Source organism: Saccharothrix violaceirubra (assembly GCF_014203755.1).
Taxonomy (GTDB): Bacteria; Actinomycetota; Actinomycetes; order Mycobacteriales; family Pseudonocardiaceae; genus Actinosynnema; species Actinosynnema violaceirubrum.
Genome location: NZ_JACHJS010000001.1, coordinates 3159631 through 3181105, shown reverse-complemented (window position 1 = coordinate 3181105; position 21475 = coordinate 3159631). Strand labels below are relative to the sequence as shown.

The window sequence follows — 21475 nt, the reverse complement described above, 5'->3', positions numbered from 1 at the left end:
TAGTTGGAGTGGTCCAGGAAACACACGAACTCGCCGGTCCGCAGTAATGCCGTCCCCATCCGACCAGACGGCGGACTCCCGCGCACCAATGAGCTGGCAGAAACTAGCCCTCATCGAACCCGGAAATCCGTACCGCCTTAGCCAGCAAAGCCTCCACACCAGATCGCCACTGCTCGCCCAAGTCGACCTCACGCCACAATTGACAAACCTCGGAATTCTCATCGAGCACGCGGCGAAGAGCGACTACGGCGAGCCGCGAAAGCGACGCGGACGGCATCGGCATTACATTCAAAATCCCCCCGCCGGGGACAAGCGTTCCATCAGGTAATGCACGCGCCACAACAAGCGTAGCAGCCGCCACTGCGGCCTCACCTTCAGCACGGTCCAAGCAGTCTTCGGCACCCACCTCGGCAGCTGCGGACAAAGCATTGGACAATACATCCGGAATGTTACCGGGCGCGCTGCCTCTTACATCGTCAAGAAAGTCCAGTGCGAAATCATTGTCGAACGCGCCCACCCCTGTCGAACCCATCGAACACCCCTACGCCCACTCATCCAGAAACTTCCGCAGCGTCCGGCCGACCACCGCGACCAGGATTCCAATCCTATTCACAGTTCCCGGAACGGGAACGTACCCGTTCACCGCCATTTCTTCAAGACCTCTCCGCGTAGCGCAGCCGCCGAAACGGAAAAGTGACACGGAATCGATATCAGGATACGAGACGCTCACACACTCAACATCTCCCGAGTCGAAGCGCCGCGCTGCGGCACAACGGTTCGACGCCGGACGCGTCCTCGCCACAGGTCAGACACGCGGTCAACCGACATCGCACACGACAGCCGACACCTCGTTCGCCCTGGTGAGCGTGGGAAATGCCGTCGACACAGGACACCGCGGTGGACGACGCTGAGCGCGTGGACGAGCGATTCCGGTCTTGGGCGGCCGACGAGGACGAGGTGCGGCACCGCCGTCGGCACGCGGAACGACTGACGGGCCAACACATAGTGGCCGTCCGCTACTACGACATCGACTACCGCCGCGAAGAGTTCGCCCCGGACGCGTCAGGCCCGAGAACTGTCGACGACGAGACCGAGTGGGCAAACCCGACCTGGAGATACCCCGGCTTCGACGCCGTCGACTTCGCCGTGGAGTTGGAGACCGCGGCGGGCGAGGTCTACACGCTGACCTGGGACCTGCCGGGCCACTGGGAGAGCCTGGGCATCCACAACGCACCCGCGATCGGCGAAGTGGTGTCCACGGAGGCGAGCGTGGCGATCTGGAACGTCGGCGACCGCACCAAGACATGGGCACCGATGACCCGCACACCACTCACCGGAATCGACCTGCACTACCACCCGTGGCCAGCACCCGTCGGCGGCTTCTGGTGCTCCCGCATCACCCTCCACACCGCGACCACGACGCTCCACATCGTCCTGGGCGACGCGGGCCGCGACGGTCTCACCTCGTCGGCCGACAACCTCGCGATCCTCCACCCCACCACACCGATCCCGAACTGGCCGACCGCGCTGTCCTGACACGTCACGCGGACGGCCCGCCCCGACCGCGATGCCATGCCCTCGCCACCACTCCGCCCCGAATCGCAGGCATGGTCCCCATCAGCGCACGACCTGGCCGGTGACAGCCCCTCAGCCCCTGCGACAGTGTCAGCCACCATGCCCCTGAACTACGCTCCGCAACCCTTGCAACCTAGTCCCGCATGAAGCCCAGCCACTCCCCCCGAACAACGCCATCCGCGTCCGGCACCACCACGACCCACCGACCCATCGCTTCCTCCGGAAGCATCAGACTCAAGCCCTCGTCCGTCACCTCCGAGACATCTTCGACACCCTCCTGGTACGTGCAGTGGCGCAATTCGCCGGGCGTAAGCACATCAGGAAACGCGGTGAAATAGTCATCCAGCGCGGCGGCAGGAAACAGAACCGGGTCCACGACAACCGTCACCCGTGACCGACGCCAGACGGCACCCGCGACCTCGTCCACGTTTTCTGCGGTCACCCGGAACCACCGCGTCCCGTACCGACCATCAGCCCAGTCCTCGCGCACCAACACGAGTTCGCCGCCCGCAACACGCACTCTCTCCCAGAAGCCGCTGTCGGCCGCCGCAGTGACAAGGTCGCCGGGCGCCTCCCACGTAGACAGCGACGGCGTGCAAAACTCGACGCACGCCTCGTCATCGCCCAGATCACCTGCCCGCTCTGCGACGTCGTCCGGCACCAATAGCAACACGATCCCATCCCAGTCCACCGCAGCAGTAAACTGGCGCGCGCCCACCAACCGGCAGTAGGGCCCCTTGCCGATAAGCATGCCCACCAGCAACTCTGTGGCCTGCTCCACAGTCACTTCCGCACCGAGCCGCAGCCACCCGAGCCGCTCCGGAAGCGGACCCGGAAGAAGCAGCCAGGTCACTTCCAACGAAGTGACGAACGCTGCACGCGCTACTGCCTCGAACACTCGAACCACGGAAGCCCCGTAGCTTTCCCAATCGACCTCCTCCGCACTCCCTTCGGCCGGCAATTCCCCCCGAGGGCTGATCACTACCTCGACACTCATTTCTTCAACCAACTCAAACCGAGCACCTCGCCGGAATCTGAAATGTCCAAAAACAAGCCATCCCTAAGCCTCGAACTCGACGTTTGCAATGATTCTACGGTAGGCCCACCTTTAAATATTTCTCCATTGTGCGCCGCCCTCTCTGCGGCAATGAACTTTGGCTGCCCGCCACGAGCTTTTTTGTTCCGCCAGATCAACGTTCCACCGGCTGAAACGTTTGAAGTGGGGGTATAGCCAAGGAAATTTGCCACATCGTCCGCCTGCTTAGGCGTCAGCTTCGTCGTCTGGCGACCAGACTCCCGAACCACGTGACGTTCGACCCGGACCGCTGGTTGAAGGACCCGACGTTCGACAACGTACCGTTCGGCTGGGCGCCGACGACCTGCCTGGGTGTGGGGATCGGGATCGCCCAACTGATCCTGTGGTTCCGGTTGTTGACCACCCGGTACCGGGTGACCACCAACCGACCGTCACGGATGACCATGCTCGCCTCCCCCACACCGCACGACTTCCGGGGCACGATCACGTCGCGCTGAGCCGCATCACGTGTCAAAGATTGGCCCTACCCATCGAAACATTCCTCCTTCCAGAACCCAATACACGCCTATCAGACCGAACCGATCACCCCTCGCCTACGAGGGTCATAGCCCTCTGGCGCGACGAGTTCGGGCGATTTCTGACGGACCACGAGCCGCAGCGCCACCGACCCGTTGCCCTCCAACAGATCGACACCGAAGCAGCGATCCGGGTATGCGGCGGCAAGACGAGCCTCCCATGCCTCTCTAAGGACGGCGCCCAAAGCCGCGTGGCTCGGCTCATACACTTCCGCCGGGCCTCTCAACATTCGAAAAAGATGCGGAACCTCATACATGTTGTAGCTCTCGACAAAGGCAGCCCACGACAGTTCAGGCCAATCCTCATGCCCATCGCCCACAGGCCTTCTAATACGCTCCTCGAGGTCGGAATCTTCATTTCCATTGATCGCGATGAAAACGGCTCCATAGCACTCGACCAAGTCTGGCCAGAACAGGTAGGAGTACAGTAGTGCCGCAACTGCATCAGCCGTCTCGGCAACATATGAGGCCGGGTGCCTGAATTCCACGTCCACATCAGGAAACGACCTGCGAAATATTTGCAAATTGTCCATCTAGCCACACCTAGGGTCGTCGGGTAGAATATCCGCGCGGAATCGCACCATTGGGGGCATCCCAAGCTTCGAGCGCTTTTCCTCCCCCTGTGGGATAGTACAGGGGCGGCAACATTCCAGCATGGTCAGTGCCATCAGGCACGCCCCGGAACCGGGGGCCCTTTTGCCAGCCGATCGGAGACCGCGGTTCCTCGATCCAGGTCTGGTAGCGATCGACCCTTCCATCCGCACCCCACTCGATCACAGTGTGAGAGGAACCTCCGGCGTTCGGGTCCGGTTGCAAATCTCCACCGCGCCTGTTTTTCGCGATGTTGTGCACTCGGTTGAGGTCCGACGATGCCTGAACGACCTCAGAGCCCGCTTTCGCGGCCACTTTGCCCACCGTCGTGGCAACCTTGCCCACGGGGATGAGGCTGACGGCCTCTATCGTGCAGCCGATCACACTGCTGTTCGCACCGAAGCACTGCGTCGGGTCGAAGAAGAGTTTGCCCAGGGTCGCCCACGACTCGGCCGTGCTCGGACCGCCCTGCGAGATGAACGGCCCACAGCCCGGCGTCTGGTCGCGTTCACCGCACTTGTACGGCGTCTGCGAAACGACCGTCCCGTCGGTCCATTCGACCGCCACGTCCCGTGCGCCGTGCCCGCACGAACCGTCCAAAGACGGCCCGACGCACGCCGGTTCGTGGAGGATGCCGGTGTAGTGGACCGTCGCGATCGTCTGCAGGTAACCGGCCAGGTTGGCGTTGTTGTTGGGATTGACGAACCTGGTCTGGGTCGGGCCGCAGGTCGCGCTGACGATCGTGATCGTGGTGACGTCCGACCCGTTCGACCCGCCCGTGGCCGGGCCGCTGTTCAGGTCGTCCCACCAGTTGTGCTGTTCCTCCTGGGTGGGCGGGTTCGGGTCGCCCTTGATACCACCGCACGCCACGTTGTCCGGACCGCAGTTCACGATCAGACCGGACGGGTCGCTGAGCGTGGTCGGGTTGTTGTTCGCGTAGGCGTACCCGTTCATCTGTTGCGGGTCGCCGGGGTCCAGGATCGGATCCACCGAGATGAACCGGCCGGTGGACGGGTCGTACTCGCGGGCGCCCAGGTGGGTCAGGCCGGTGGTGGTGTCCTTCGTCCCACCGACGAAACCGCGTTCGTTCACCCACGACGGCACCGTGCCCCGATCGCCGCCGAACGGCAGGTGGCGGCGCTTCGTGGTCTGGAGGGTGTCGGCGCGGATCGCGATCTGCGCGGTGCCGTGGTGGTCGCCCGCCAAGTAGGTCAGGTTCGCCGCGCCCTTTCCGGTGCGCTGCGCGACGACCTGGTCCGCGTGCTTGTAGTAGCGCACGACGCTGACCGTGTTGGTCGACTTGGTGAGCTTCAGCTCCTGCGACCCGATGTAGAGCGTCGTGGCCGTCGGGTCCTTGCGCAGAAGTCGGGCGCCGTCCGCGTCGTACACGAACGACGTGACCGACGGACCCTGCGTGTACGACGCCAGATGACCTTCCGGGTCCCAGTCGAACGTGCTCGCGGTGCCCGCGAGGTTGCGTTGCTTGGTGTTGCCCGCGGCGTCGTACTGGTAGGTGTCGAGCTGCGAGCCGCCCGAGGTGACGGTGGTCGCCGACTGCAACGCGTGCGGGTGCGCGGTTCCCGGCATCGGGTAGGTGTACGTCTTCGTCTCGTCCGCCGCGGTGCCGACACCGTGCCGCACCTCGGACGTCCGGTTGCCCGTGACGTCGTAGGCGTAGGTGTGCCAGTACGGCGCGGGACCGGCGAGTCCGGTCTTGGTCGGCGCCGTGGAGCACACGCCGTTGCCGGGCGTCCACGCCTCGGTCAGCCGGTTCAGGTGGTCGTAGGTGAAGCACTGGTTGTCCGGCACCTGACCGGTCGGTGCGTCGGTGATGGCGGTGATCCGGCCGACGGCGTCGTAGGTGTAGCCGACCTTGGCCTGCATCGGGTTGGCCAGCTCGGCGTCCACGATGGATTCCTTGAGCCGCCGGGTGCCGTCCTCGAAGTAGTTCGAGATCCACGCCCGCTTGCCCACCGCCGACCCGAGCGTCATGCGCTGGATCTCGCCATAACGCGTGTAGTCGGTCTGCGACGCGAGGAACACCGTGGTGTTGCTGTCGCCGCCATTGGTCTGCATCGGGCGACCGAAGTCGTCATAGGTGTGCAGCACGGTCTCGCTGTCCAGCACACCCGCCTTCGGCAGGGCCTCGCCCGCAAGTGATCCATCCGGGTTGTAGCCGAACACGGTGATGTAGGTGCCCGCGAGTTTGCCCTCGGACGCCGGGATCGTGATCTCCAGTGCGCCCGGCTGGTAGAGCTGGTTGTAGTTCGGCACCTTCGTCACGTACGCGTTGCCCGTGCCGTCGTAGCGGGTCGACGAGGCGAGCATCCCGACACCCTTGTACGCGGTGTCGTAGTCCCACTTCACCCGCAACTGGCCGGTGAGACTGCCGCTGTGCAGCGTCTTGACCCGACCGAGCGAGTCGTAGTCGCGGACCAGGGTGCGGCCCAACGAGTCCGTGCTGGTCAGGCGCTGGCCAGCGTCGTCGAACGTGGCCGTGGTCGTGCCGGTGTCCGGGTCGTCCACGCGGACTACGCGGCCACGCAGGTCGTAGTACTTGGTCCAGGTGTTGCCCGCCGGGTCGGTGACCGTCTTCGGCTGCCCGGTGGTCGTGTACGTGTACGTCGTGGTGTCGTGCGCCCCGGTCGGCGTCGGCCCGGAGTGCTGCCACAACTGGGAGGTGAGGCCGAGCGCGTTGGTGATCACCGTCGTCGGCGTCCCGCCGGCCGGCGGCGTGGTGTAGACGCGGTCACCGCCGTAGCCGGTGGTGGTGCGCCACTTCTCCGCGCCGTTCACCCGGAACACCGACGCCGTCGCCCGCCCGGCCTGGTCGTACTCGGTCGTGGTCGTGGCGGGAACGGCATTGTCCGCGGCGTCCCACAGCTCGGTGTCGAGCGCTCCGGAGTTGTAGAACGGGTCGGACGCCTTCCACGCCCGGCCGTGCGTGTCGTAGCGGATGTCGGTGATCAACCGCCCGCCGCCCGCCGCGGGGGCCTGCGACTGCCGGGGCCGGAGCAGGCCGTCGTAGAGCTGGACCGACGAGGTGCTGACGCCGTTGGGTCCGATGGCCTTGGTGGTCACGGCGATCGGGCCGTCGGCGCGGATCAGGTAGGTGTAGTTCACCGACGGGGTCTGGGCCCGCGTCCGGTTGGCTGCCCATCCGTCGGTGAGTCGGCCGAGCGCGTCGTAGACGCTCTCGGTGACCCGCAGGTTGACGTCGGTCGTCTTCACCGGCACGCCCCACGCGGGCTCGAACTCGGTGTTCGACACGTGGTTGGCGGGGTTGGTGGTGGTCACCTTGGTGACCGGGCCGCCGGTGGTCGGCGTGTACGCGGTCTTGGTGACGCGGTTGAGCGCGTCGGCGACGGTCAGCGGGCGACCGTACTGGTCGTAGGTCGCGGTGGAGGTCGTCACGTACACCGGGTCGGAGCCGGTCTCATGCGCCTTGACCTGGTCGGTCCTGGTGACGTCGCCCTTGGTCGGCGCGACGCCGAACGCCTGGCCGTCGTAGTGGGTGCGCAGGTCCGAGATGAGGTCGTCCGGGTAGACGGCCTGCTGGTCGCACGGCTTCGCGACCGTCTCCACCCGCGACGGCAGCAGCGCGAGCCCCGAGGTGGTATTGCGGACGTAGGTCGTACGGGTGCAGCGTGCGGTGGACACTTCGGCCACGTCGGCGCGACGGTCCGCCACGGTCGGCAGGCCCAGGTCGTCGAACTCGTTGGTGGTACGGCCGATCCGCCAGCCGCGCCCGTTGTCCAAGGCGGTGTAGGACTCGTTCTTGGCCGTGCCGATCCAGTACGACTTGAGGACGCCGCGGGTCGCGGTCGGCCCGCGCCAGGCTGGCCACGACAAGCTCTTGCCCAGGGCAGGACCGGTTTCGCCGTCGAACGAGGTCTGCTCGTACGAGTAGCCCGCGAGCCAGTCCTCGTCGTCCCGCTCGTTGCCCTGCGAGTCGGCGACGGTGACCGACCGGGTGGCGCCGCCGGGCAACCGGTCGCCCTTCATGTCCCGGTGGAACCGCTGTTCGCCCATGGTCTTCGGGCCGTCGGACCCGTCGCCCTTCCGGGTCCGGACCCGCTTGAACCCGCGGAACTCGTTGTATGTGCCCGTTTTCGAGCTTGGGCTGGCGGAGGGGGCTTTGGCGCGGAGACGGGGAACTCCTGGTAGATCGGACGGTGTCTATGCGCCGTTCCACCAGGAGTTCCGTTGTTGTCGTGCCCGATGCCCGCGGGCGGTTCGACCGCGGGTGCCCCGTGCTGCCGCCTGGCCGTCTCCCACCAGCCCACTCGACGGGCAAGGCGGTAACCCACCGATGTCACCGACGCCCAGTGGGCCCAACCCGATCCGCTGTTGCCCGATCCGGCGTGCCTCGCCGGTCGGGGCGGGCGGTGGGAGAAGCACTGCCGCCGGGTGATCGTGGACGCGATCCTGCACGTGGTCGACAACGGCATCAAGTGGCGTGCCCTACCCGTGGGGAGCAATCAGAACAAATCAGACACGCCCCGGGCCGGGATGCGCATCCACAGGACTTCCACGGCAACCCGACCGGACACCGCACAGGCATCGGGTTCCGCCCGCCCGGGAGATCCCGCCCCGGGCAGACTTCGACTCAAAGAGAGTCCAATTAGGACTGTTTCGCGGCGGCTAGTTGTCGACCTTGACCTTCGCCCCGTGCGACTGTTCCGGCGACACGACCCAGGCATAGGCCTCCGCGAGGAGGTGCACGCCGGCGGCCGTGTTCGTGATCGGTGCCTGCTTGGTGATGTTCCGCAGCAGGGCGGCCTTCGCCGACCGGCGCAGGGTTTCCAGGTCGTTGCCGGTGAGGTCCTCGGTTTTGCTCATGATCTCACGGTACGAAGTGCCGGTCCCGGTGGTTCCCGAGCTGCGGAGCTTCACCTGGACGTGTACCGCCCCGGGCCGGTTCAGGCCGACTCGGCGGCGATGCGGGCGACGACCTCCGGCAGGAGTCGGTGCTCGGCGGCGAGCACCCGCGCCGCCAGGCTCTCGGCCGTGTCGTCGGGCAGCACGGGCACCTCGTGCCGGGCGATGACCTCGCCGGCGTCGTACTCGGCCGTGACGTAGTGGATCGACGGGCCCGTGACCCGGTCGCCGGACGCGAGGACCGCCTCGTGGACGGCCGACCCGAACATGCCCTGCCCGCCGTGGCGCGGCAGCAGCGCGGGGTGGATGTTGATGATCCGGTTCCCGTGGGAGGCCAACGTGCGCGGGCCGAGTTTCTTCATGTACCCGGCCGTCACCACCAGGTCGACGGAGCGGGCGGTCAGCTCCTCGACCAGTGCCGCGTCGAGTTCCTCGGCGGTGGCGTGCGTGTGCGACGACAAGTGGCGGTGGGGAATCTCCTGCTCGCGGGCGTAGGCCAGCGCCTGGGAGCCGCTGTTGTTACTCACCACGAGGCCGATCTCGAACCCGGCGCCGGGCCGCAGCGACGCCTCGTGCAACGCCCTGAAGTTGGATCCCGTGTGGGAGACCAGGACCGCCACTCTGAGTCGTGCCACGACCACACCCTTCCCACTGCTTCCCCGTAACGGGTGACAGGGTATCGACTCCGTGATCACGGTCGACCGTCGATCTCGCGGCGTTAGCCTGTCGCCATGAGCCGAACCGGACTGGCCGCCGATCTCCACCGCTACCTCCAGGAGTCCCGTGACCGCCTGCTCGCCGCCCTGGACGGGCTGTCCGAGTACGACATCCGCCGCCCGGCGACCCCGAGCGGCACCAACCTCCTCGGTCTGGTCAAGCACCTGGCCGGGATCGAGTTCGGTTACCTCGGCGACTCGGTCGGCCGCCCGGCACCGGTCCGGCTGCCCTGGGTCGAGGACGGGTCCATCTGGGACAGTGCGGACATGTGGGCGACGGCCGAGGAGACCCGCGAGGACCTGGTCGCCCTGTACCGGCGGGCGTGGCGGCACACCGACGAGTCGCTCGACCTGCTCGGCCTGGACGCGCCGGCCGAAGTCTCGTGGTGGGCCGAGGACAAGCGCCGGACCACGTTGGGTTCCCTGCTCGTGCGCACCACGGCCGAGACCGCGCAGCACGCCGGGCACGCCGACATCGTCCGCGAGATGATCGACGGCCGCGGCGGCGCCGACCACGACGACCTCGGCGACGCCGACTGGTGGACCGGTTACGTCGACCGCATCCAGCGCGCGGCCGACCACCACCGCTAGGCCGGGGCGAGCACGCAGAACCCGTTGCCCTCGGGGTCGGTCAGCACCGTCCACGGCACTTCGCCCTGACCGCCGTCGAGGTCGGCGGCGCCGAGGGCACGTAGCCGCGCCACCTCGGCCGCCTGGTCGTCGTCCGGGTACGGCGCGAGGTCGAGGTGGAGGCGGTGGTGGTCGGAACTGTCGGGAGTACGCAGGAACTCCAGGTAGGGGCCGACACCCGCCGCCGAGCGCAGCCGGGCGTAGTCGTCGCCGACTTCGTGCGTGGTCCAGTCCGTAGCCGCACCCCAGAACCGGGCCATGGCCCGCGGATCGGCGCAGTCGACGACCACGGCGGCGATCGGCCCGGTGTCCTGGTAGACCGGCCGTGGCTCCAGCACGCAGAAGACATTGCCCTCGGGATCGGCCAGCACCGTCCACGGCACGTCGCCCTGACCGATGTCGGCGTGGGTCGCGCCCGACTCCACCAGACGTGCCACCAACTCGACCTGGTGGGCGGCGGAGGTCGTGGCGAGATCCAGGTGCACGCGCCCCCGCACCGCTTCGGGGTCCGGCACGGCGATCACGTCGATGCTCACGGCCACCGGGTCCGGCCAGGCGAATCCCGCCGGGTGGACAGGGGTGGCACCGCCCGCGGAACCGACCACGGCCCAGCCGAGCGCCGCGGCCCAGAACCGGCCGAGCGCCGCGTCGTCCCGGGCCTTGAGGTTCACCTGCACCAGCCGAAGCGCCATGCGCGCGACCCTATCGACCTACAACCCCGCGGACGACAGGGAATCCAGCAACGCCTTCTTCCGGTGGTGCTCGGATTTCAGGCGTTCCAGGTACGCGGCGAAGTCGACACCGCAGCGTTCGTGCAGCCCGCGCAACCTGACCAACAGCGCGGCGGCTTTCCGGTAGCCCTCCGGCGTCTTGGCCGCGATCGCGCCGTCGATCTCGTACTCGAAGATCGGCGCGGCCTGGGCCGGGTGGGTCCGCGCCCGGTGGCGTGCCACCAGGAACCACTGCACGGGACCGCACCCGAACTCGTGGGCCGCCGCCCAGGCCCCGTCGAAGTCGCCGGCCGCGACCATGATCTCCACGAGGGTCCGGCCACCCTCGGTCGCCGCGCGGCGGCGCAACAGCGCGAACGCGCGCTTCCGGGCGTAGTCCACCGCATCGAGCGGTTCGGCGGCGGCGAGCAGCACGCGGAACCGGAACTCGTCGGGCTGTTCCTCGAACGCCGCCCAGCAGCCCGCCGCCGCCTCGCGGTCCGGGTCGGTGCCGGGTTCCAGGTCACGCAGCGCGTCGGCGAGTTCGCGGCGCGCGGGCGTGGCGTCGAGCAGACCGCGCCGCAGCCGCGACGCCGCGTCCGCGTTCCGGCCGACGGCCCGCAGCTCCTCGGCGATGCGCAGGTAGCGGCCGGCGTCCTGACCCCGCGCGTACTCCGCCACCTTCGCGTCCACGTCGCCGACGATCTCCCGCAGGTAGACGTCCCGCAGTGGTCCGGCCACCAGCCGTCCGTACTCGTCCAAGCCCTCGTCGCCGAGCGCGTCCGCCAACCCGGCGACCGCGATCTCCGGGAAGTCCGGTGCGTCGCGCTGGACACCCAGCAGCCATCGGGCGAACTCGGCGGGGTCCGCGGCGGGGAGCTTCGCGAGCACGTGCACAGTCCGCGTGACGGTGTCGTGCACGGAATCCCGGAGGGTCTCGTTCTTCGTCCTGAGCCGACGGGACACGAGGTTGGCCAGTGCCCGCCGCGCGAGGACGGCCGCCGTCGCCGGGTGGTCGACGGCCAGGGTTTCCAGGGTGCCCAGGACGTCTTCCGCCGCACGCACGACTCGAACCAGGTCGCGTGCGCTCGTCGGGCGTAAGGCGTCCACGGTGTCGTACAGCTCTTCGGGGCGTGGTCCGGCGGAACCGAGCGCGCGTCGGCTCAGCAGCAGTCGTACCTCGTCGTCGCGTGCGGCCAGACCCAGTACCAGGTCCACGAGCCCCTCGCGTGGCACGCCGTCGAGGTAGGCACGCAGGTCCACCTCGGGTTCGGACTCCGGTTCGGGTCGGGTCGCGAGCGCCACGAGACCCACGGCCACGCAGTGCTTGCAGAAGTTGCCCAACTGGCCCCAGGGGCACGAACAGTCGGCGGCCAGCCGGCGGCCCTTGCGCCACAACCGCACCGTGTACTCGTCGGTGCCGGTCACCGCGGCGACCACCTCCGTCGCCGACCGGGTGAGTCCCTCGACCCGGTCGACGTACCCCAATCCCCGCGAGTACCAGGTATCCCCCGCGTTGCGCCGTAACTCGGCGTCGTCGAACCACACCACGGAGCCATCCAACCAGCGGAACGAGGCGGGTAGTGGAACGGCGGACCGGTAGCCGTGCGAGGACCCGAAGGAGGAAACGTGGCCCAGACCGTCGCCGATTACCTGGTCCAGCGCCTGCGCGACCGGGACGTCCGCCGAGTCTTCGCCTACCCCGGCGACGGCATCAACGGCATCGTGACCGCGTTCGGCCGTCGCAGGAGCGCGGCGACCCCGTCGGGACGGACCCCCGGCGGCCGGCCGATTCACGCAGTCTCGTCAGGTCCATGGCGGACGTGGACCCGGCGCGTGGTCACCGAAGCGGACGTCCCCCGGTGGTGTGCTACCGCCGGGGTGGTGGTGCGGGCGCCAGAGGTCGTCGCCGAGCCGCTCGACCCGGTAGTGCTGCCGGCTCCGGGCGTGCGCGCCGGTCCGCAGCGGGACGGGCTCGACGAACCCGTCGCCGAGGCCGCCGTCCACGATCCAGCGCGCGCCGTCGAGCGCGACCAGCAGCGGCATGGGGTTGCGCCAGGCCGAATCGCCGCGCGACTCGCGTTCGATCGCGCCGCGCACAGCCGTGACGTCGAAGCCCAACGCCCGCAACAGCAGGAAGAACAGGGCGTGCTTCTCGTAGCGGAAGCCGCCGCGGCGCCTGGTGACGATCTTGTCGACGAGGTCGTCCGCCGCGAGCGAGAGCGGTACCCGCAGTTGGATGTCGATGTTCTCGTACGACACGGAACCGGTCATCGCCCGTTGCAGGACCCGCAAGCCCGCCAGGTCGGGCCGGACGTCCGGCGACACCCCGAGCCGTGCACGTCCATGCCACTCCCTGTCCGCCGTCGACGGACAGCGTCCCGGACTACGGTGGGACCTCGTACGGAATGAGGGGGCGCGGATGCGGGAACGGGCGGTGCTGCTCGTGACGGGGATCCAGGCGGCGGGCAAGTCGACCGTGGCCCAACTGCTGGCCGAACGCCTCGACGACGCCGTGCACCTGCGCGGCGACCTGTTCCGCCGCATGATCGTCACCGGCCGCGCGGACATGACCCCCGACCCGAGCCCGGAGGCCGTCCGGCAGTTGCGCCTGCGCCACCGGCTGACGGCGGACGTGGCGGACGCGTACTTCGAGGCGGGGTTCACCGTCGTGGCTCAGGACGTGGTCCTGGGCGACCACCTGACCGACCTGGTGACGTCGATCCGCTCCCGGCCGTTGCTCGTGGTCGTGCTGGCCCCGAGCCCGGCTGCGGTGGCGGCCCGCGAGGCGGGGCGGGGGAAGAACAGCTACGACGAGTGGACCGTCAACCTCCTGGACCAGGGCCTGCGCACCGAGACCCCGCGCATCGGTCTCTGGCTGGACACCTCGGACCAGACCCCGGAGGAGACGACGACCGAGATCCTCGCCCGCGCGTGGACCGAGGCCCGAATCTCTTACGATCACCTTGAGTAGCCATCCGGGAGTCGATCGCCGGAGGCCCGAGATGGAGGAGGCGTCCTGCGCACACGGTGTCGAGCAATGGTTGATCACCGTCTGGCGAGCCGCATCGGGAATCGCCGACACCACGGGCCCTCGGCAGCCGTGAATAGACCCCGGATCGTCGCCGCCGTCCTGCTCGTGGTCGCCGTCGGAGCCACGCAGGCGTCCTGCGCGAAGCCCGCCCTCACCGTGACCGCGACGTCCACCTCGGCCTCGATGTCGGCGATCACTCCCGCGCTCGACCTGTTCGGCACCGCGGTCGCCCAAGACCTGACCGGACTGCCCGACGACGTCCAGGCCGAGAACGTACGAGTGCTCATCTACCGGGCGACGGCGGTCGTCAGGGAGCTGCGGAGGCGCCCGGACGCAGACCGCGTCCAGGAAGGCATCGCGCTGGGCGACGCCGTCTCGGAACTGTCCTCCCTCGACCGGCTCGACCCGGCCAACCGACAACGGATCATCGACGCCGCACGGGCCCTCGACCGTTGGCTGCGCGAGACGGTTCCCGGGTACCCGCCGACGATCACACCGACGATCGGCTGACATCCGCCCGTTCGTGACGGGTGTCGGGTGGCACCGGCGGGCGCGGCGAGTCGATACGATCCCGGGTCGACGTACCGCCGGACGAACAGTCGAAAGGACGAACGTGGAAACGCGCGAGTTCCAGTCAGAGGCGCGTCAGCTACTCCGGCTGATGATCCACTCGATCTACTCGAACAAGGACACGTTCCTGCGCGAGTTGGTCTCCAACGCCTCGGACGCGCTGGACAAGCTGCGGCTCGAGACGTTCCGCGACAAGGACCTGGTCGCGGACACCTCCGACCCGCACATCGCCCTGGAGGTCGACGCCGACGCGCGCACCCTCACGGTGCGCGACAACGGCATCGGCATGGACCGGGACGAGGTCGTGGAACTCATCGGGACCATCGCGCGGTCCGGCACGGCCGAGTTCCTCAAGAAGCTCGAGCAGAGCCGCGACCAGGAGCTGATCGGCCAGTTCGGCATCGGCTTCTACTCGACGTTCATGGTCGCCGACAAGGTCACGCTGGTGACCCGGCGCGCGGGCACCGACCAGGGCGTGCGGTGGGAGTCCACGGGCGAGAGCACCTACACCATCGAGGACGTCGACGACGCGCCGCAGGGCACCGCCGTCACGCTGCACCTCAAGCCCGCCGACGACGAGGACAACCTCGCCGACTACACGTCGACGGCCAAGCTCACCGACATCGTCAAGCGGTACGCGGACTTCATCACGTGGCCCGTGCGCCTGGACGGCGAGGAGAAGCCGCTCAACTCGCGCAAGGCCCTGTGGGCGCGGCCCGCCTCCGAGGTGACCGAGGAGGAGTACGCCGAGTTCTACCGGCACCTCAGCCACGACTGGAACAAGCCGCTCGACACGATCCTCATGCGCGCCGAGGGCTCGTTCGAGTACCAGGCCCTCCTGTTCCTGCCGTCGCGGGCGCCGCTGGACCTGTTCATGCGCGAGCGCAAGCGCGGCGTGCAGCTCTACGTCAAGCGGGTCTTCATCATGGAGGACTGCGAAGAGCTGATGCCGGAGTACCTGCGCTTCGTGAAGGGTGTCGTCGACGCGCAGGACCTCTCGCTCAACGTCTCCCGCGAGATCCTCCAGCAGGACCGCCAGATCCAGCTCATGCGCCGCCGGCTGGTCAAGAAGGTGCTGTCCACGGTCAAGACGCTCCAGGCCGACCGGCCCGAGGACTACGCCACGTTCTGGCGCGAGTTCGGCGCGGCGGTCAAGGAGGGCCTGCTCTCCGACCCCGACAACCGCGCCACGATCCTGGGCATCGCCTCGTTCGACTCCACGCACGACCAGGACGCGCAGACCACGCTGGCCGCGTACGTGGAACGGATGAAGGACGACCAGACCGACATCTACTACATGACCGGCGGCACGCGGGCCGCGATCGAGAACTCGCCGCACCTGGAGGCGTTGCGCGCCAAGGGGTACGAGGTGCTCGTGCTCACCGACCCGATCGACGAGATGTGGGTCGACGCGGTCGACGAGTTCGAGGGCAAGGCGTTCCGCTCGATCGCCAAGGGCCAGGTCGACGTGCAGAGCGACGACGAGAAGTCCGCCGCCCAGGAGCGCGGCAAGGACTTCGCCGACCTGCTCGCGTGGCTGACCACGACCTTGGCCGACCACGTCAAGGAGGTCCGGCTCTCCACCCGCCTGACCACCTCGCCCGCGTGCGTCGTCGGCGACTCGCACGACCTGAGCCCGACCCTGGAGAAGATGTACCGGGCGATGGGCCAGGAGTTCCCGCCGGTGAAGCGGATCCTGGAGATCAACCCGGACCACGCCCTGGTCGCCGGGCTGCGGGAGCGGTTCGCCGCGGACGCGGACCACTCGGCGATCACGGGCACGGCCGAACTGGTGTACGGCATGGCCGTGCTCGCCGAGGGTGGCGACCTGCCCGACCCGGCCCGGTTCGTGCGACTGCTGTCCGAGCAGCTCCAGCGCGCGCTCTGACGGACGTCCGGGGCCTCCGCACGCCGGAACGCGGAGGCCCCGGGCGGTTCGCCGCGCCGGCGGCGGGTTCCGGACGCTTCCGGCGCCTGACGGCGGCAGGTCCCCGGGCTTCCACACCACCCGCCGTGACCGGGCGGTGGTCCGACGCACAGCCGTGCTGACCGGTAGGGTTCGCGCATGGACCGGCGTGAACGCAGGAAGCGGGAGACACGACAGCGCATCGTGGACACCGCCATCCGGCTGTTCGCCGAGCAGGGCTACGAGCGCACGACCGTGGTGCAGATCGCCGAGGCGGCGGACGTGGCCACGAAGACGTTCTTCAACTACTTCCCCAGCAAAGAGGACGTCCTCTTCGACGACGGCGGCCCGCGAATCGACCACATGCTCGCGATCGTCGCGAGCCGGGGCCCGGACGAGTCGCTGCCGGACGTGCTGCTGCGCGCTCACGACGAGCTGATCACCGAGTACCGGCCGGGACCGGAGTTGGCGAAGCTGTTCACCGAACTGGTGACGACGGTGCCCGCGATCCAGTCCCGGATGCTGCGCGTGGCGTTCGAGGCCCAGCGCCGGATGGCCACCGCGCTGGTCGAGCGGTACCCGGACGAACTCGACGCGATCAGCGCCGCCGCCGTGGTGGGCGCGATCGTCGGCGCCACGCACGCGGTCGCGCTCACCAGTTACGAGCTGGGCCAGTCCGGAGACGAGTACCGGGAATCGCTGGTGCGCGGCATCGGGATCGCGTTGCGCGGGTTGACACCGCCGAGGCGTTGAAGGTGCCCGTCGGCGATTTCGTCGCGGCGGGTCGGACGGCCGGCAAACGCCGGGCCACCGGCGGCTGTACCGGATTACGAGACACCGACGAACCGAATAAAAACGGAGGGTTCCGCCGACAGAGTCCCAGGTCAGCAAGTGTCTTCCCCGCGCACGCGGGGGTGTTCCCCCGGCCAACCCATCGACACCGCCAGCCTCGCCGTCTTCCCCGCGCACGCGGGGGTGTTCCCGGCTCAACCACGTGCGGTGCGCGCTTGCCACGGTCTTCCCCGCGCACGCGGGGGTGTTCCGTCCACCACCAGGTCGCCGTCGCGCGCATGCCCGTCTTCCCCGCGCACGCGGGGGTGTTCCCAGGTCGACTTCGCGCGCGGTGCGGGCGATCACGTCTTCCCCGCGCACGCGGGGGTGTTCCCCGTCGGCAAGGCCGCTGACGAGCAGACCGGCGAGTCTTCCCCGCGCACGCGGGGGTGTTCCGTCCAGAATGGTCGGAGTCGAGCTGACGATCAGGTCTTCCCCGCGCACGCGGGGGTGTTCCCACCAGCGCCCAGTTCTCCGCGACGATTCCGTTGTCTTCCCCGCGCACGCGGGGGTGTTCCCTCGTCGACCGCGCTCGCCAAGCGCGCCCGCATGTCTTCCCCGCGCACGCGGGGGTGTTCCGTCGACCGCGCAGGCGATGTCGCCGCAGTTGGGGTCTTCCCCGCGCACGCGGGGGTGTTCCCCCGGCGCGCTTGCTCGCCGCAGTCGGTGAGGCGTCTTCCCCGCGCACGCGGGGGTGTTCCCGGCAAGGACTGCCTTCACGTCGTCTCGGAGTGGTCTTCCCCGCGCACGCGGGGGTGTTCCCGCGGCACCTCCTCGACCGGCAAGACCGGGCGCGTCTTCCCCGCGCACGCGGGGGTGTTCCCGCTGACCTGTGGGTCGCCGACGTCGTCGACGAGTCTTCCCCGCGCACGCGGGGGTGTTCCCTGCCCGCCATCAGCAGGTCGTTCCGGGATCGCGTCTTCCCCGCGCACGCGGGGGTGTTCCGCTCGCCGCCGCCCTGGCCGCCCAGCACGCCCGGTCTTCCCCGCGCACGCGGGGGTGTTCCGTCCACGTCCTGCCCGTAGAGCAGGGTGTCTTCCCCGCGCACGCGGGGGTGTTCCCTTCTCGGTGAGTGCCGTTTCCTGGCGCTTCAAGTCTTCCCCGCGCACGCGGGGGTGTTCCGCCGCATTTGCCGTCCTCGTAGGCGATACGCAGGTCTTCCCCGCGCACGCGGGGGTGTTCCCGCGGTCGAGGAGATCGTGGTGTCCGAGACGGACGTCTTCCCCGCGCACGCGGGGGTGTTCCCGCGCCTGGTGGCTGCACCTGCCCGTCGCACTGGTCTTCCCCGCGCACGCGGGGGTGTTCCGAACTGGTCGACGAACTCGTCCGGGGTCATGCCGTCTTCCCCGCGCACGCGGGGGTGTTCCCGCCGGGCGGTCCGGGCGCGACGACCGGGTCGCGGTCTTCCCCGCGCACGCGGGGGTGTTCCCGCGCCCTCATGCTGCCCGCCGTCCGACCAGATGTCTTCCCCGCGCACGCGGGGGTGTTCCCTCCATGCGGTTGCGGACCTCGCGGACCAGACGGTCTTCCCCGCGCACGCGGGGGTGTTCCCGGGCGCGGGCGGATGGGCCACGCGCGGTCGATGTCTTCCCCGCGCACGCGGGGGTGTTCCCCCGACGGACTGGTCCTGGCCGACAGTCCCACCTGTCTTCCCCGCGCACGCGGGGGTGTTCCCCGCCACGCCCACCACCTGGGCCGGGCCCACTACGTCTTCCCCGCGCACGCGGGGGTGTTCCCAACAGTCGCGCCGAGGTCCCCACCGCCAACCGGTCTTCCCCGCGCACGCGGGGGTGTTCCCGGCCGGACAATCTCGAACTCCTGCCAGTCCAAGTCTTCCCCGCGCACGCGGGGGTGTTCCGTCACGCAGCAGCGCGTTGATCGGCCGTCCGAGGTCTTCCCCGCGCACGCGGGGGTGTTCCCCGGCGACCCAAGGTGTATGACCTGCTCATCCCGTCTTCCCCGCGCACGCGGGGGTGTTCCGCACAGGTGCCATCGAGTTGCTGTCCGCGCCCGGTCTTCCCCGCGCACGCGGGGGTGTTCCCGGGCGCACGAACTCCCGCCGGTACCCGACCAGGTCTTCCCCGCGCACGCGGGGGTGTTCCCTGCTCGACCGGCTCGACGCCATGCAGTCCTACGTCTTCCCCGCGCACGCGGGGGTGTTCCCATCTGCCCGGCCCCGCCATCAACAAAGGCAGGGTCTTCCCCGCGCACGCGGGGGTGTTCCCACGAGCCGTTCGCCGTCGCGGCGTCCGCCGAAGTCTTCCCCGCGCACGCGGGGGTGTTCCCTCGCCGAGGAGACCGGGATCGCCGTCCCCGGCCGTCTTCCCCGCGCACGCGGGGGTGTTCCCCCCACGACGTGTTCCCGATCGAGCTGACCGCCGTCTTCCCCGCGCACGCGGGGGTGTTCCGGCCGAACCTGCGGAACGTGGAGCACCGCTCCTGGTCTTCCCCGCGCACGCGGGGGTGTTCCCTGGCCGACGCTGGCCCAGCGGATCGGCAAGCCCGTCTTCCCCGCGCACGCGGAGGTGTTCCGCCCCGCAAGGTGTTCGTCAACTCCATGTCCGAGTCTTCCCCGCGCACGCGGGGGTGTCCCGGCGAGGTTGCCGACCTCGTAGTGCAGAGGCACGTCTTCCCCGCGCACGCGGGGGTGTTCCCCCTGCGCTGCGCCTGGGTCCCGATCTTCTTGTCTTCCCCGCGCACGCGGGGGTGTTCCCGTGATCATGAGGTCGTCGGCCTGGCGCAGCGTGTCTTCCCCGCGCACGCGGGGGTGTTCCGGGTCAGCCGAGGGGGTCTCATGGACCGGTTCCGTCTTCCCCGCGCACGCGGAGGTGTTCCCGTCAGCCTGATCCCCGACGGCACCGTCCTCGCGGTCTTCCCCGCGTACGCGGAGTGTTCTGCTTGTTTACACCACCATGCTCGGCGGCATGCTGTTCTCCCCGCGCATTCGGGGGTGTCTTGACGCATGACCGCGAGAACCGGCGTGGTCAGCGCGGGACGATGCCGTCGAGGACGGTGGAGACCAAGCGATCCACGAAGGACGGATCGACGGACTCCGGCAGCGGGGCGTTGCGGTACAGGTGGGGCATGACCAGTTCGTGGCACGCGCCGATGAGGAGGGTGGCTACGATCTCCAGGTCGACCCCGACGGCCACCTCCCCCCGTGCCCGCTCCCGTTCCAGGTAGCCGACCACCGCAGCACGCAACCCCAGCCCGGCCACCAGCGGGTTGGGCAGGGCGTCGAAACGGGCCATCACCTCCGGACTGCCCACCAGGCCGACGAACGCCGGGAGCATCACGATGTGGACGGCCAGCGCGTGCGTGACGAGCGCTTTCAGGTTCTCCGCCAGGGTGCCGTCCAACGTCGGACTGCCGTGGGACCGGTCCACGGCACTCACGTGCGCGTGCAACGCGAGCGCGAGCAACTCCTCCTTGTCGGAGAAGTGGTTGTAGAGGGCCCCCGCCGCCACTCCCGCCTCGCGCGCGATGTCCCGGACCGTCAAGCCGGCCGTGCCACGCGTGGAGATCAGGCGTTGCGCCGAGGTGATCAGGTCTTCGCGCACGGCGGCGGTGCGGCGGGGTGTCATGACGGCGAATCGTAGGCGTCAGGAGGCGGTGACGAGCCAGGCGTTGCCCAGCAGCCGCACGCCCTCCGGTCCGGCGTGCGGCGCGAGGGCGGCGGCCACGGCGTCCCGGACGTGGGACGTGTCCTCGCCCAGCGCGTGGCGGACCGGGCCCCAGGCGAGCAGGAACGCGGTCGCGTCGGCCACGTCGGCGCCCCACCACTGCGGCTCGTCGACCGCGGCCACACCGATGTCGGTGAAGCCGGCGTCGGTCAGCGTCCGGCGGACCACGTCGGGGTCGGACAGCGACAGCGGACCCGAACCGTCCGGGCCGACCGGGCTGGGACCGCCGATCGCGCGCAGCACGGGACCGAGGTCGCCCAGGCCGCGGATGCACAGGAACGCCAGGCGTCCGCCCGGTCGCAGTGCGCGGCGGACGTTGGCGAACGCGGCGACCGGGTCGGCGTAGAACATGACGCCGAAGCGGCTGAGGACCACGTCGTAGGAGTCGGCGGCGAACGGGTGCACCTGCACGTCGCCCTGCTCGAAGGTGACGTTGTCGACGCCTTCCGCCTGGGCGCAGGACCGGGCGCGGGCGAGCATCGGGGCCGACAGGTCCACGCCGGTCGCGTGGGCGCCCCGGCGGGCGGCGAGGCGGGTGACCTGGCCGTTGCCGCAGCCGAGGTCGAGCACGCGGTCGCCCGCGCCGACCGCGGCCAGCAGGTGCGGGTTGTACGCGCCGTTCAGCGCGTCGTACCGGTCGTGGTTGTCGGCCCAGTGCGTGCCCTCGTAGCCGTTCCACGCTTCGGACTGGTGCGTGTTGACGATCTCGGTCATCGTGCCCTCCCGGCGGTGAACAA

Annotated in this window: 19 protein-coding genes, 1 pseudogene and 1 CRISPR repeat array; of the genes and pseudogenes, 8 read left to right on the top strand and 12 right to left on the bottom strand. The window is 69.2% G+C overall.

Features of this window, described 5'->3' with window-relative positions; genetic code table 11:
- Window positions 1-103: 103 nt before the first annotated feature.
- Window positions 104-517: a DUF4259 domain-containing protein gene (locus F4559_RS15100; RefSeq protein ID WP_184669323.1), complete on the bottom strand. Its 414-nt coding sequence runs from the start codon at window positions 515-517 to the stop codon at window positions 104-106.
- A gap of 398 nt (window positions 518-915) precedes the next feature.
- On the opposite strand from F4559_RS15100, the gene F4559_RS15095 reads away from it, so the two are divergent.
- Complete coding sequence (locus tag F4559_RS15095; RefSeq protein ID WP_184669322.1) at window positions 916-1536, top strand: hypothetical protein; 621 nt, start codon at window positions 916-918, stop codon at window positions 1534-1536.
- 172 nt (window positions 1537-1708) lie between these two features.
- Here the strand turns inward: F4559_RS15095 and F4559_RS15090 are convergent, their stop codons facing one another.
- Both F4559_RS15090 and F4559_RS36735 read right to left on the bottom strand, forming a co-directional pair.
- Window positions 1709-2584, bottom strand: coding sequence for a hypothetical protein (locus tag F4559_RS15090; RefSeq protein ID WP_184669320.1), 876 nt, complete (start codon window positions 2582-2584; stop codon window positions 1709-1711).
- Entirely contained in the window at window positions 2569-2823 is a 255-nt protein-coding gene (locus tag F4559_RS36735; protein ID WP_221447241.1) for a toxin C-terminal domain-containing protein, read from the bottom strand. Before F4559_RS36735 ends, F4559_RS15090 begins: the two co-directional genes overlap by 16 nt.
- 57 nt (window positions 2824-2880) lie before the next feature.
- Between F4559_RS36735 and F4559_RS15080 the strand changes: the two genes are divergently transcribed.
- Window positions 2881-3108 (top strand): cytochrome P450, encoded by a 228-nt coding sequence (locus F4559_RS15080; RefSeq protein ID WP_312865658.1) that lies wholly within the window; start codon window positions 2881-2883, stop codon window positions 3106-3108.
- 71 nt (window positions 3109-3179) lie between these two features.
- On the opposite strand, the gene F4559_RS15075 is transcribed toward F4559_RS15080, so the two are convergent.
- Together F4559_RS15075 and F4559_RS15070 are read right to left on the bottom strand one after the other, a co-directional pair.
- Entirely contained in the window at window positions 3180-3719 is a 540-nt protein-coding gene (locus F4559_RS15075) for a hypothetical protein (RefSeq protein ID WP_184669315.1), read from the bottom strand.
- Window positions 3720-3729: 10 nt separating this feature from the next.
- Window positions 3730-7809 (bottom strand): RHS repeat domain-containing protein, encoded by a 4080-nt coding sequence (locus tag F4559_RS15070; RefSeq protein ID WP_184669313.1) that lies wholly within the window; start codon window positions 7807-7809, stop codon window positions 3730-3732.
- A 294-nt stretch (window positions 7810-8103) separates the two neighbouring features.
- On the opposite strand from F4559_RS15070, the pseudogene F4559_RS35060 reads away from it, so the two are divergent.
- Window positions 8104-8241: pseudogene (locus F4559_RS35060) on the top strand (transposase); the annotation flags it as partial.
- Window positions 8242-8421: 180 nt separating this feature from the next.
- Here the strand turns inward: F4559_RS35060 and F4559_RS15065 are convergent.
- Window positions 8422-8619: a hypothetical protein gene (locus F4559_RS15065; RefSeq protein ID WP_184676555.1), complete on the bottom strand. Its 198-nt coding sequence runs from the start codon at window positions 8617-8619 to the stop codon at window positions 8422-8424.
- Between the two features lie 80 nt (window positions 8620-8699).
- A complete protein-coding gene (gene purN / locus F4559_RS15060) occupies window positions 8700-9293 on the bottom strand; it encodes a phosphoribosylglycinamide formyltransferase (protein WP_184669310.1) in 594 nt (197 codons plus the stop codon).
- Between the two features lie 96 nt (window positions 9294-9389).
- Between purN and F4559_RS15055 the strand changes: the two genes are divergently transcribed.
- The gene (locus tag F4559_RS15055; RefSeq protein ID WP_184669308.1) at window positions 9390-9965 is read left to right on the top strand and encodes a DinB family protein; all 576 of its coding nucleotides are present in this window, start codon (window positions 9390-9392) and stop codon (window positions 9963-9965) included.
- Here F4559_RS15055 and F4559_RS15050 read toward each other — a convergent pair.
- The 3 genes from F4559_RS15050 to F4559_RS15040 all read right to left on the bottom strand — a co-directional run bounded on the left by F4559_RS15050 (window position 9962) and on the right by F4559_RS15040 (window position 13042).
- Window positions 9962-10696 (bottom strand): VOC family protein, encoded by a 735-nt coding sequence (locus F4559_RS15050; RefSeq protein WP_184669306.1) that lies wholly within the window; start codon window positions 10694-10696, stop codon window positions 9962-9964. The two genes, F4559_RS15055 and F4559_RS15050, sit on opposite strands and share 4 nt — an antisense overlap.
- An 18-nt stretch (window positions 10697-10714) precedes the next feature.
- Window positions 10715-12265: an SWIM zinc finger family protein gene (locus tag F4559_RS15045; RefSeq protein WP_184669304.1), complete on the bottom strand. Its 1551-nt coding sequence runs from the start codon at window positions 12263-12265 to the stop codon at window positions 10715-10717.
- Window positions 12266-12520: 255 nt separating this feature from the next.
- Entirely contained in the window at window positions 12521-13042 is a 522-nt protein-coding gene (locus F4559_RS15040) for an arylamine N-acetyltransferase (RefSeq protein ID WP_184669302.1), read from the bottom strand.
- Window positions 13043-13136: 94 nt separating this feature from the next.
- On the opposite strand from F4559_RS15040, the gene F4559_RS15035 reads away from it, so the two are divergent.
- The 4 genes from F4559_RS15035 to F4559_RS15020 all read left to right on the top strand — a co-directional run bounded on the left by F4559_RS15035 (window position 13137) and on the right by F4559_RS15020 (window position 16977).
- Entirely contained in the window at window positions 13137-13688 is a 552-nt protein-coding gene (locus tag F4559_RS15035) for an AAA family ATPase (protein ID WP_184669300.1), read from the top strand.
- 129 nt (window positions 13689-13817) lie between these two features.
- On the top strand, window positions 13818-14258 hold the full coding sequence (locus tag F4559_RS15030) for a hypothetical protein (protein WP_184669298.1): 441 nt from the start codon (window positions 13818-13820) through the stop codon (window positions 14256-14258).
- Between the two features lie 103 nt (window positions 14259-14361).
- Window positions 14362-16206 carry a molecular chaperone HtpG gene (gene htpG / locus F4559_RS15025; protein WP_184669297.1) on the top strand — a complete coding sequence of 615 codons (1845 nt, stop codon included), beginning with the start codon at window positions 14362-14364 and terminating at the stop codon, window positions 16204-16206.
- A gap of 177 nt (window positions 16207-16383) precedes the next feature.
- Window positions 16384-16977 (top strand): TetR family transcriptional regulator, encoded by a 594-nt coding sequence (locus tag F4559_RS15020; protein ID WP_184669294.1) that lies wholly within the window; start codon window positions 16384-16386, stop codon window positions 16975-16977.
- 140 nt (window positions 16978-17117) lie between these two features.
- A CRISPR array of direct repeats spans window positions 17118-19890; the repeat unit is 28 nt; unit sequence GTCTTCCCCGCGCACGCGGGGGTGTTCC.
- 149 nt (window positions 19891-20039) lie between these two features.
- Here the strand turns inward: F4559_RS15020 and F4559_RS15015 are convergent.
- Window positions 20040-20639: a TetR/AcrR family transcriptional regulator gene (locus F4559_RS15015; RefSeq protein ID WP_184669292.1), complete on the bottom strand. Its 600-nt coding sequence runs from the start codon at window positions 20637-20639 to the stop codon at window positions 20040-20042.
- A gap of 18 nt (window positions 20640-20657) precedes the next feature.
- Entirely contained in the window at window positions 20658-21452 is a 795-nt protein-coding gene (locus F4559_RS15010) for a class I SAM-dependent methyltransferase (protein WP_184669291.1), read from the bottom strand.
- Window positions 21453-21475: the final 23 nt, after the last annotated feature.

Bases quoted from the DNA above. Each gene is read 5' to 3' on its own strand.
- F4559_RS15075 (WP_184669315.1), bottom strand. From the start codon at position 3,719: ATGGACAATTTGCAAATATTTCGCAGGTCGTTTCCTGATGTGGACGTG.
- F4559_RS15070 (WP_184669313.1), bottom strand. From the start codon at position 7,809: ATGGGCGAACAGCGGTTCCACCGGGACATGAAGGGCGACCGGTTGCCC.
- F4559_RS15065 (WP_184676555.1), bottom strand. From the start codon at position 8,619: ATGAGCAAAACCGAGGACCTCACCGGCAACGACCTGGAAACCCTGCGC.
- F4559_RS15055 (WP_184669308.1), top strand. From the start codon at position 9,390: ATGAGCCGAACCGGACTGGCCGCCGATCTCCACCGCTACCTCCAGGAG.
- F4559_RS15050 (WP_184669306.1), bottom strand. From the start codon at position 10,696: ATGGCGCTTCGGCTGGTGCAGGTGAACCTCAAGGCCCGGGACGACGCG.
- F4559_RS15035 (WP_184669300.1), top strand. From the start codon at position 13,137: ATGCGGGAACGGGCGGTGCTGCTCGTGACGGGGATCCAGGCGGCGGGC.
- F4559_RS15020 (WP_184669294.1), top strand. From the start codon at position 16,384: ATGGACCGGCGTGAACGCAGGAAGCGGGAGACACGACAGCGCATCGTG.
- F4559_RS15015 (WP_184669292.1), bottom strand. From the start codon at position 20,639: ATGACACCCCGCCGCACCGCCGCCGTGCGCGAAGACCTGATCACCTCG.
- F4559_RS15010 (WP_184669291.1), bottom strand. From the start codon at position 21,452: ATGACCGAGATCGTCAACACGCACCAGTCCGAAGCGTGGAACGGCTAC.